Below are 9,571 nucleotides of genomic sequence, written 5' to 3' on the forward strand. Positions count from 1 at the left end.
CAGGGCGAACGGTAAACACTGTCGCCAAACAATCCCTGCGTGGTGAGCCAGCCGAAGCACACACAGGAAAACCGAAATCAAACCCGCAGAATGCGTTCGCCGCGGCCAATGCCGCTGGAGCCCGTGCGCACCGTCTCCAGAATCGCCGCACGCTCGATGGCTTCGAGGAATGCGTCGTTCTTGGATTGGTCGCCGGTGAGTTCAATCGTGTAACTTTTCTCGGTGACATCGATGATGCGGCCGCGGAAGATGTCCGCCATGCGCTTCATCTCTTCACGCTCCTTGCCCACCGCGCGCACCTTGACCATCATGAGCTCACGCTCGATGTAGGCACCTTCGGTCAGGTCCACCACCTTCACCACTTCAATCAGGCGGTTCAGATGTTTGGTGATTTGTTCAATCACGTCATCCGAACCGGTAGTCTGGATGGTCATGCGGGACAGGCTGGGGTCTTCCGTGGGGGCCACGGTCAGAGACTCAATGTTGTAACCGCGGGCGGAAAACAGCCCAACAACGCGGGAAAGAGCGCCGGGCTCGTTTTCCAGCAAAACTGCAATGATGTGTTTCATAGATACCGATTCCTCTTTTCGTTGCCCTCCCCGTGCGGCGGTAACCGCACAGCTTGGCAGACAATAGATTCATTCAAAAATGATAGCAGCCTGCGCATATTCCATGCGGGACAGACCACTATTTTGCTTGTAATCCGGGCCTACAGATCCTCCGAGCCCAGCAGCATTTCGGTAATGCCCTTGCCGGCCTGCACCATGGGAAACACGTTCTCAGTGGGGTCCGTGCGGAAGTCCATGAACACCGTGCGGTCCTTGAGCTTGCGCGCCTCGCGCAGCGCAGGCTCCACATCACCCGGCTTTTCGATCAGCATACCGACGTGGCCATAGGCCTCGGCCAGCTTGACGAAGTTGGGCAGCGCGTCCATGTAGCTGTGGCTGTAGCGGCCTTCGTACTCGACCTCTTGCCACTGGCGCACCATGCCCAGGTAGCGGTTATTCAGCGAGCAAATCTTGATCGGCGTGTTGTACTGCAGACAGGTGGACAGCTCCTGGATGTTCATCTGCACCGAGCCCTCACCGGTGATACAGAAGACTTCACTGTCAGGCTTGGCCAGCTTGATGCCCATGGCGTAGGGAATGCCCACGCCCATGGTGCCCAAGCCACCGGAGTTGATCCAGCGGCGTGGTTCGTCAAACTTGTAGTACTGCGCGGCCCACATCTGGTGCTGACCCACGTCGGAGGTGATGTAGGTATCCACGTCCTTGGTCATGTTCCAGAGTGTTTCCACCACGTACTGGGGCTTGATCACGTCGCCCTTACCCAGGCTGTATTTCATGCAATCGCGGCTGCGCCAGCCTTCGATCGTGTCCCACCAGGCGCCCAAGGCGTTGGCATCGGGCCTGGTGCTGCCTTCGCGGATCATGGCGATCATTTCGCTCAGCACGTCTTTCACGTCGCCCACGATCGGAATGTCGACCTTGACGCGCTTGGAGATGCTGGACGGATCGATGTCGATGTGGATGATCTTGCGTTCGTTTTGTGCGAAGTGCTTGGGGTTGCCAATCACGCGGTCGTCAAACCGGGCGCCGACGGCCAGCAGCACGTCGCAGTTCTGCATGGCGTTATTGGCTTCCACCGTACCGTGCATGCCCAGCATGCCCAGGAACTTGCGGTCGCTGGCGGGGTAGGCGCCCAGGCCCATCAGCGTGTTGGTGCAGGGGTAACCCAGCATATCCACCAGGGTGCGCAGCTCTGCAGAGGCATTGCTCAGCAATACGCCTCCACCCGTATAGATATAGGGGCGCTTGGCGGCCAGCAGCAATTGCAGAGCCTTGCGAATCTGGCCGCCGTGGCCCTTGCGCACCGGGTTGTACGAGCGCATTTCCACGGTTTCGGGGTAGCCATGGTACGGGACCTTTTTGAAGGACACATCCTTCGGAATATCCACCACTACGGGGCCGGGGCGGCCCGTGCGGGCAATGTGGAAGGCCTTCTTCATGACTTCGGCCATGTCCTTGGCGTCCTTGACCAGGAAGTTGTGCTTCACGATAGGGCGGGTGATGCCCACGGTGTCGCATTCCTGGAAGGCATCCAGACCAATGGCGTGCGTGGGAACCTGCCCACTGATGATCACCATGGGAATGCTATCCATGTACGCCGTGGCGATACCGGTGACCGCATTCGTCAGACCAGGGCCGGAGGTGACCAGGGCCACCCCCACATCACCGGTGGCGCGGGCATAGCCGTCGGCGGCGTGCACGGCAGCCTGCTCATGGCGCACCAGCACGTGCTGGATCGTGTCTTGTTTGTAGAACGCGTCGTAAATGTGCAAAACCGCGCCGCCGGGGTAGCCCCAGACGAACTTCACGTTCTCGGCTTGCAGGGATTTGATCAATACCTCGGCGCCGCGCAGTTCAGGAACAACGGGGGTGGCGGAAGATTTGGACGCAGAGGATGCCGAAGCGATTTCAGCTTTAGTAATTTCCATGATGAACCTTTGTGAATTTCTCTAACGAAAAACCTTGGGTGCCCCTACGCAAACTCTTGTGAAGTCGTGTCGGAACTTGAGATCCAAGCCATGAGCGCACTGAATATTGCGCCGAACCAGGATCCGTTTGCCTTTTGATTTGCAGAGCGCATTATCGCATTGGTTTTCAACGCCCGAAAATCCGCGTCTTGGCGGACCGCCGAAATGCCATAATTGCGCCGCCCCGAAGCCTGCCAGCCCCTCATTGACGCAGGCTATTTTTGACCCAAACTCCCAGCAAGGCTACTCCCGCTTGGCTACCGAACAAGAACTGTCTGATTTTTTGAAGAGCGTCGAACGACGCGCGTTCAAACGTTCGGTCTACCACGTGCGCAACGACGAAGCCGCCCTGGACATCGTGCAGGACAGCATGATGAAGCTGGCCGAGCACTATGGGCACAAACCAGTGGAAGAGCTGCCCATGCTGTTCCACCGCATCCTGTCCAACTGCACGCTGGACTGGTTCAGGCGGCAAAAGACCCACAACGCCCTGTTTTCGAACATGGGGGACTTTGAATCCAGCCAGGAAGACGGCGATTTCGATCTGCTGGAGACCCTGCACGCCTCCAGTGCACCCGAACAAAACGAGAGCACCGAGACCCAGACGGAACGGGCACAGACATTGCTTTCTATTGAGGAAGAGATATTGCAGTTGCCAACGCGTCAACGCGAAGCGTTTCTGATGCGTTACTGGGAGGATATGGACGTTGCGGAGACTGCCGCCGCAATGGGCTGCTCACAAGGCAGCGTGAAAACACACTGTTCTCGGGCGGTACATGCGCTCGGCGCCGCATTGAAAGCGAAGGGAATACGACTATGACGAGCAAATCGCACACCACCAATCGACCATTCAGCCAGGACACTCTGGGCCGGGCCATCACGGCCCGCCTGTCGGAGACGACCCAAGACCTGCCGCATGACATTACGCAGCGGCTCAAGGCTGCGCGCATGCTGGCGCTGGAAAAGCGCAAGGTGGTCAAGCTGAGCGTGGCCACGGGGGTGGCCGCTGCCGGTGGCAATGCTGCGGTCATGCACCTTGGTGATGCGCCCCGGGGGAAATGGCGCCAATTGGGGGCTTGGCTGCCCCTGTTGGCGCTGGTTGCCGGCCTGCTGACGATCGGCTTTGTGCAAGATGACTACCGCGCGCGCGAGATTGCCGACGTGGATGCAGAAATCCTGACCGACGACCTGCCCCCCGCGGCCTTTACCGACCCAGGCTTTGCCCAGTTCCTGCGCGTGAACCGTGGCGAGTAAGCTTTGGGGACATGCCACTGAGTTTCTTGCCGTGAATATCCACCGTTTCAACCCCTTTTTAACCCAGGCCAGCCATGTCGCACTGGCCGTGCTGGTTGTGGGTGCCAGTGCGTCCGGCGCTGCCCTGGCACAGGCCGCCGCAGGAACCAGCAACAGCATGTCGTCCCCGCTCTCGGCCCTGGCCTGGGCAGATCTGAGCAACCCGCAGCGCCAGTCCCTGCAGCCACTGGCAACGACCTGGGACACCCTGAGCGATGGCCACAAACGCAAATGGATTGCTGTGGCCCAAAACTACGCCAATTTGGGCCCTGCCGAGCAGACCAAGATGCACAGCCGCATGGCCGAATGGGCCTCCCTGAAGCCCCGTGACCGCGAACTGGCCCGGCTGAACTTTGCCGAAGCCAAAAAGGTGGAGCCTGCCAAGCGCGCAGCCAATTGGGAGGCCTACCAAGCGCTGAGCCCCGAGGAGAAACAAAAACTGGCCGATAAGGCCGCGGGTAAACCAGCGGGTGCGGCGGTGTCCACCAAACCATTGGCCACAGCCGGCAAGCTTACGCCCGTGCCCATCACACGCCACACGCCTGAAGAAGAGCGATCCAAGGTCTCTGCCCATCAACAGGTCGACCCCAATACCCTGCTGCCACTGGTTGCCCCCAAATAGGACCTTGCGGGTCGGAGCGGTCTTTGGGCCCTCTCTACAATCGGCGCATGCTTTCTTCTGCGACCGCACCCGAACTCCCCGCTTTTATTTCTGACACCCCCGGCCTGGGCCGGCGTATGGCTTGCTGGCTGTACGAAGGCATCTTGCTGTTCGGGGTGGTGTTTCTGGCGGGTTACCTGTTCAGCACCCTGAGCCAAACGCGCAATGCGCTGGACAACCGGCATGCACTACAGGCCTTTGTCTTTGTCGTCTTCGGCATCTATTTCGTCTGGTTCTGGGCCCATGGCCAGACCCTGGCCATGAAGACCTGGAACATCCGCCTGGTGGACCGTAACGGCCAGCGCGTCACGCAGTTGCGTGCCCTGGGGCGCTATGTGTTGAGCTGGATCTGGTTTTTGCCACCTCTGGCGGCCGTGGCACCGTTCCACCTCAGCGCCGGGGAAATTGTCGTCATCACCATCGGCTGGGTCGCCGTCTGGGCTCTGCTGAGCCGTTTTCACCCACAGCGCCAGTTTTGGCACGATGCGCTGGCCGGCACCCGGCTGGTCACCTCCCTGCCCCTGAGCCGCTGACCCCTTACTCTCCATGGAACCTACTGTGTTGCCTATTGAAACGCTGGTGAATCCACAAAAAGAACGCACCGGACTGAACCGCGTGTGGCACGCCTTCGGTTACTCACTGGCCGGGCTGCGCGCCGGGTGGGGCGAAACGGCCTTCCGCCAGGAATGCATAGCCGCCTTTGTCCTGGTACCACTGAGCTTCTGGCTGGGCCGCAGCTGGGTGGAAGTGGCCCTGCTGGCGGGCAGCGTGGTGCTGCTCATGGTGGTGGAGCTGCTGAATACCGCGATTGAGACCGCCATCGACCGCGTGGGGCCGGAGTGGCACGACCTGTCTAAGCGCGCCAAAGACATGGGCAGCGCGGCTGTGCTCCTGAGCCTCTTGGTCTGCGCGGGTATCTGGCTGGCCGCGCTAGCCCAACGTTTTTTCGCATGAGCGCCCCCACCTTCTCCCTCTGCGTCTACTGCGGCTCGCGCCCCGGTGCCGATCCGGCCTACATGGACGTGGCCCGGGAAGTGGGGTCGAGGTCTGGACCTGGCGCCAGTTGGCCTACCACGACAAGCCCATCGGCCTGCTCAATACGGCGGGCTATTACCAGGGGCTCATGGATTTCATGGGCACCGCCACCACTCAGGGATTTTTAGGCGAGTAGCAGATGGGGCTGGTACGGATGGGTGACACGCCGCAGGTGCTGCTGCCAGAACTGGTGCAAGCCGCTGGCCTGGTACCGGCCGCGCGGCTGGAAAACATCTAGGGCTTAGACGGCAGATTCGTCCTGCTCGCCGGTGCGGATGCGGATTACGCGTTCCACGGCGGTGACAAAGATCTTGCCATCGCCGATCTTGCCGGTGTGCGCGGCCTTGACGATGGCGTCCACGCAGCGGTCCACGTCTTCAGTCTTCACGACCACTTCCACCTTTACCTTGGGCAAAAAGTCCACCACGTACTCGGCGCCGCGGTAGAGCTCGGTGTGGCCTTTCTGGCGGCCAAAGCCTTTCACCTCGGTCACGGTCAGGCCCGTCACGCCGCATTCGGCCAGGGCCTCGCGCACTTCTTCGAGCTTGAAGGGTTTAACGACGGCGGTGATTTGTTTCATGGTCTTGTCTCGGTGAAGGGATGAACAGGCGGGCTGCGCAGCTCAGGCCCGGAACTTACTGGTAATAGGATAACGCCAATCCTTGCCGAAGCTGCGGTGCGTGACGCGAATGCCCACAGGCGCCTGTCGGCGTTTGTACTCGTTGATCTTGATGAGGCGCGTCACCTTTTCCACATCGGCCCGCGCAAACCCGGCCGCGATGATGGATTCGATGCTCTCGTCGTTCTCCATATAGCGCTCCAGAATGCCGTCCAGCACCTCGTAGGGCGGCAGGCTGTCCTGGTCCTTCTGGTCGGGGCGTAGCTCGGCGCTGGGCGGACGCGTGATGATGCGCTCGGGGATGGGCGCGCTGCCGGTGCCATACGGGTCGTGCGCGTTGCGCCAGCGGCAGAGCTTGAACACCGTGGTCTTGGCCAGATCCTTGATGACGGCAAAGCCGCCCGCCATATCGCCATACAGCGTGCAGTAGCCGGTGGCCATCTCGCTCTTGTTGCCCGTGGTCAGCACAATGCTGCCGAATTTGTTGGACAGCGCCATCAGCAACGTACCGCGGATGCGGGCCTGGATGTTCTCCTCGGTCGTGTCTTCGGCACGGCCCGCAAACTCCTTGGCCAGCGAGGCCTTGAAGGCTTCGAACTCGGGCACGATGGAAATCTCGTCGTAGCGCACGCCCAGGCGAGCCGCCATGTCGCGTGCGTCGATCCAGCTGATGTCGGCCGTGTAGGGCGAGGGCATCATCACGGCGCGAACCTTGTCGGCCCCCAACGCATCCACGGCCACGGCCAGCACCAAGGCAGAGTCGATACCGCCCGACAAGCCCAGCAACGCACCGGGGAAGCCATTCTTGCCAATGTAGTCGCGCACACCCAGTACCAACGCGTCCCAGAGGTCCGCCTCGGGGCTGCGTTCGGGCTCGATGGTTGCTACGATTTTGATAGCTGCTTGCGCACGTTCCACGCGGGCTGAGAATAGATTTTCCTTAAAACTGGGCGCGCGACCAGCCACTGCGCCGTCAGCGTTCAGCGCAAACGAGTGGCCCTCAAACACCACCTCGTCCTGCCCGCCCACCAAGTGGGCGTAGACCAGCGGCAGGCCCGTCGCTTGGCAGCGCTTTGCCATCATGGCTTCGCGCTCATAGCCCTTGCCCACGTGGAAGGGCGATGCGTTGATGACGGCCAGCAGTTCGGCGCCAGCCTCTTTGGCCAGGCGCGCGGGTTCTTCAAACCACGCGTCTTCGCAAATCAGCAGGCCCACCTCCACAGCGTCAGCGCCCTCGCCCGCCGTGAACACGCAGACGCCGGTGCCGGGCGTGAAGTAGCGGCGTTCGTCGAACACCTGGTAGTTGGGCAGCTCGCGCTTGGCGTAGGTGGCGACCACCTGGCCTTCGCGCAGCACGCTGGCGGCGTTGTGGCGCTGCTGCACTGCGGTGGAGCGCGTGCGGCTGTCGCCGCCCTGGGGGTGGCCCACCACCACGCTGAGGCCTTTTAACCCGGCGAGCTGCTGGGCCACGGCTTTCACGGCATCATCGCAGGCAGCGATAAAGGCGGGGCGCAGAAACAGGTCTTCGGCCGCGTAGCCGCAGATGGAGAGTTCGGGGGTCAGCAGCAGGCGCGCGCCGTCGGCGTAGGCTTGGGTCGCCGCATCGACGATTTTTTTGACGTTTCCGTCCAGATCGCCAACGATGAAATTGAGTTGTGCCACGCACAGTGAAAGAGTCATGAACCAGCCAATAGTTGTTCGGGGCGCCGCCATGGCGCAGGGTGCGCTCCATGGGTGAAGTCAATTATGTCATCGGGGTCCACACCTCGGTGCACGGTGTGGACGCTGCCGCCTGGGACGGCCTGCTGGCCGCGCAGGCGCAGCCCAGCCCTTTCATGCGCCACGCCTACCTGGCCGCGATGGAGGAAAGCGGCAGCGCCACCGCCCACACCGGCTGGGCGCCGCACTGCATCACCCTGCATGCAGGCGGCGTGCTGCACGCCGCCTGCATGGTTTACCTGAAGCACCACTCCTACGGCGAATACGTGTTCGACTGGGCCTGGGCCAGCGCCTACCAGCAGCACGGCGTGCCCTACTACCCCAAGGCGGTGATTGCGGTGCCCTTCACCCCGGTGCCTGGGGCACGCCTGCTTGCCCGCAACGCCGAGGCGCGGGCCGCACTGCTGCAGGCCGCGGTAGATTGGTGCGAAGAAGTGGGGACCTCGTCCTTGCACACGCTGTTTGCCAGTGACGACGATGTACGGGCCAGTGAAGCGGCAGACCTGATGCTGCGCCACACCGTGCAATTCCACTGGCAAAACACCACCCCCGGCTATGCGGACTTCGACGCCTTCCTCACCAGCCTGGCGCAGGACAAGCGCAAGAAAATCCGCCAGGAGCGTCGCAAGGTGGCCGAAGCCAGTGTGACCTTCCGCCATGCACAGGGCGCAGACATCTCTGAGGCCGACTGGGACTTCTTCTACCGCTGCTACGAGCGCACCTATCTGGAGCACGGCAACCCGCCCTACCTAAACCGCGACTTCTTTGCGCGCATGGCGCGCACCATGCCGGAGAACTGGCTGCTGTTTGTGGCGCAGCGCAACGGCCGCCCCATTGCTAGCAGTTTGATAGCTATTGGCGCATATTCCACGGGGGCTAGCGTGGCCTACGGCCGCTACTGGGGCGCACTGGAACCCGTGGACTGCCTGCACTTTGAGGCCTGCTACTACCAGCCGCTGGCCTGGTGCATTGCCAATGGCTACCAGCGTTTTGAGGGTGGCGCCCAGGGCGAGCACAAGATGGCCCGGGCCCTGCTACCGGTCAAGACCACCAGCGCCCACTGGCTGGCACACCCGGCCTTTGCGGACGCGGTGGCCCGCTTTCTGGAACGCGAGGGCCAAGGCATAGGTCACTACCTGGACGAGCTGAACCAGCGCTCGCCGTTCAGGCACTCCACCGAAGCTCCTTAAAAGGTTTCCCAGTCGTCGTCACCGCCCGCGGGGGTGACTTTGGTGCTGGTCTTGGGCACCACGGTGGTGGGAGCATGGGCTGCGGCGGCTGGCTGAACCTTGGGTTTAGCTGCAGGCGTTTTGGCAGCAGCTGCATGGCCCGCTGCGGGCTTGGCGGTGGCCGCCGGTTTGGCATCTCCGCGACGCTCGGGCCCCTTGAATGCGGGCAACTTGGGAGCGCTGGAGCGCACCTTGGCAGGCGGCAAATGCATGCCGACACTGTGGCCCGGCGCTTCATTGCCCAACTTGAACACCGCGACCACCTGCACCAGGTCCTGTGCCTGGCTTTTCAGGCTACTGGCCGCCGCGGCCATCTGCTCCACCAAGGCTGCGTTCTGCTGGGTGGTATGGTCCATCTGGCTGACTGCCTCTCCTACTTGGGAGACGCCTGCACTTTGTTCGCTGCTGGCGGCCGAGATTTCTCCCATGATGTCGGTCACCCGTTTGATGCTGGTCACTACCTCTGTCATGGTGGTTCC

The 9,571-nt window shown here is 61.8% G+C and carries 11 protein-coding genes and 1 pseudogene; 7 read left to right on the plus strand and 5 right to left on the minus strand.

The features are described from left to right. Positions 1-77: 77 nt before the first annotated feature. Together ilvN and J2X15_RS19020 are read right to left on the minus strand one after the other, a co-directional pair. Complete coding sequence (ilvN, locus tag J2X15_RS19015) at positions 78-569, minus strand: acetolactate synthase small subunit (protein WP_294768691.1); 492 nt, start codon at positions 567-569, stop codon at positions 78-80. 140 nt (positions 570-709) lie between these two features. After that, positions 710-2,497 (minus strand): acetolactate synthase 3 catalytic subunit, encoded by a 1,788-nt coding sequence (locus tag J2X15_RS19020; RefSeq protein ID WP_310345924.1) that lies wholly within the window; start codon positions 2,495-2,497, stop codon positions 710-712. 292 nt (positions 2,498-2,789) lie between these two features. Between J2X15_RS19020 and J2X15_RS19025 the strand changes: the two genes are divergently transcribed. The 6 genes from J2X15_RS19025 to J2X15_RS21275 all read left to right on the plus strand — a co-directional run bounded on the left by J2X15_RS19025 (position 2,790) and on the right by J2X15_RS21275 (position 5,661). After that, a complete protein-coding gene (locus J2X15_RS19025) occupies positions 2,790-3,356 on the plus strand; it encodes an RNA polymerase sigma factor (protein WP_310345951.1) in 567 nt (188 codons plus the stop codon). Continuing rightward, positions 3,353-3,790: a DUF3619 family protein gene (locus J2X15_RS19030; RefSeq protein ID WP_310345926.1), complete on the plus strand. Its 438-nt coding sequence runs from the start codon at positions 3,353-3,355 to the stop codon at positions 3,788-3,790. Before J2X15_RS19025 ends, J2X15_RS19030 begins: the two co-directional genes overlap by 4 nt. A 31-nt stretch (positions 3,791-3,821) precedes the next feature. Then, positions 3,822-4,451 (plus strand): DUF3106 domain-containing protein, encoded by a 630-nt coding sequence (locus J2X15_RS19035; RefSeq protein ID WP_310345928.1) that lies wholly within the window; start codon positions 3,822-3,824, stop codon positions 4,449-4,451. A gap of 47 nt (positions 4,452-4,498) precedes the next feature. Further along, a complete protein-coding gene (locus tag J2X15_RS19040) occupies positions 4,499-5,023 on the plus strand; it encodes an RDD family protein (RefSeq protein WP_310345931.1) in 525 nt (174 codons plus the stop codon). A gap of 13 nt (positions 5,024-5,036) precedes the next feature. Beyond that, positions 5,037-5,444: a diacylglycerol kinase gene (locus J2X15_RS19045; RefSeq protein ID WP_310345933.1), complete on the plus strand. Its 408-nt coding sequence runs from the start codon at positions 5,037-5,039 to the stop codon at positions 5,442-5,444. 109 nt (positions 5,445-5,553) lie between these two features. After that, the gene (locus J2X15_RS21275) at positions 5,554-5,661 is read left to right on the plus strand and encodes an LOG family protein (protein WP_409034310.1); all 108 of its coding nucleotides are present in this window, start codon (positions 5,554-5,556) and stop codon (positions 5,659-5,661) included. 105 nt (positions 5,662-5,766) lie between these two features. Here J2X15_RS21275 and J2X15_RS19055 read toward each other — a convergent pair whose 3' ends face one another. Together J2X15_RS19055 and J2X15_RS19060 are read right to left on the minus strand one after the other, a co-directional pair. After that, a complete protein-coding gene (locus J2X15_RS19055) occupies positions 5,767-6,105 on the minus strand; it encodes a P-II family nitrogen regulator (protein WP_310345937.1) in 339 nt (112 codons plus the stop codon). A gap of 42 nt (positions 6,106-6,147) precedes the next feature. Beyond that, on the minus strand, positions 6,148-7,824 hold the full coding sequence (locus tag J2X15_RS19060; RefSeq protein ID WP_310345940.1) for an NAD+ synthase: 1,677 nt from the start codon (positions 7,822-7,824) through the stop codon (positions 6,148-6,150). A 50-nt stretch (positions 7,825-7,874) separates the two neighbouring features. Here J2X15_RS19060 and J2X15_RS19065 point away from each other — a divergent pair, with 50 nt between their 5' ends. Further along, a complete protein-coding gene (locus J2X15_RS19065; protein WP_310345942.1) occupies positions 7,875-9,053 on the plus strand; it encodes a GNAT family N-acetyltransferase in 1,179 nt (392 codons plus the stop codon). On the opposite strand, the pseudogene J2X15_RS19070 reads toward J2X15_RS19065, so the two are convergent. Then, positions 9,050-9,571, minus strand: a pseudogene (locus tag J2X15_RS19070) (methyl-accepting chemotaxis protein); the annotation flags it as partial. The gene J2X15_RS19065 and the pseudogene J2X15_RS19070 overlap by 4 nt on opposite strands.

It is taken from the genome of Rhodoferax saidenbachensis (genome assembly GCF_031457975.1).
Lineage (GTDB): Bacteria > Pseudomonadota > Gammaproteobacteria > Burkholderiales > Burkholderiaceae_C > Allorhodoferax > Allorhodoferax saidenbachensis_A.

What these genes read in the sequence shown, in the direction of transcription:
- ilvN (WP_294768691.1), bottom strand. Translation starts at nt 569, where the DNA reads ATGAAACACATCATTGCAGTTTTGCTGGAAAACGAGCCCGGCGCTCTT.
- J2X15_RS19020 (WP_310345924.1), bottom strand. Translation starts at nt 2,497, where the DNA reads ATGGAAATTACTAAAGCTGAAATCGCTTCGGCATCCTCTGCGTCCAAA.
- J2X15_RS19030 (WP_310345926.1), top strand. Translation starts at nt 3,353, where the DNA reads ATGACGAGCAAATCGCACACCACCAATCGACCATTCAGCCAGGACACT.
- J2X15_RS19040 (WP_310345931.1), top strand. Translation starts at nt 4,499, where the DNA reads ATGCTTTCTTCTGCGACCGCACCCGAACTCCCCGCTTTTATTTCTGAC.
- J2X15_RS19045 (WP_310345933.1), top strand. Translation starts at nt 5,037, where the DNA reads ATGGAACCTACTGTGTTGCCTATTGAAACGCTGGTGAATCCACAAAAA.
- J2X15_RS19055 (WP_310345937.1), bottom strand. Translation starts at nt 6,105, where the DNA reads ATGAAACAAATCACCGCCGTCGTTAAACCCTTCAAGCTCGAAGAAGTG.
- J2X15_RS19060 (WP_310345940.1), bottom strand. Translation starts at nt 7,824, where the DNA reads ATGACTCTTTCACTGTGCGTGGCACAACTCAATTTCATCGTTGGCGAT.
- J2X15_RS19065 (WP_310345942.1), top strand. Translation starts at nt 7,875, where the DNA reads ATGGGTGAAGTCAATTATGTCATCGGGGTCCACACCTCGGTGCACGGT.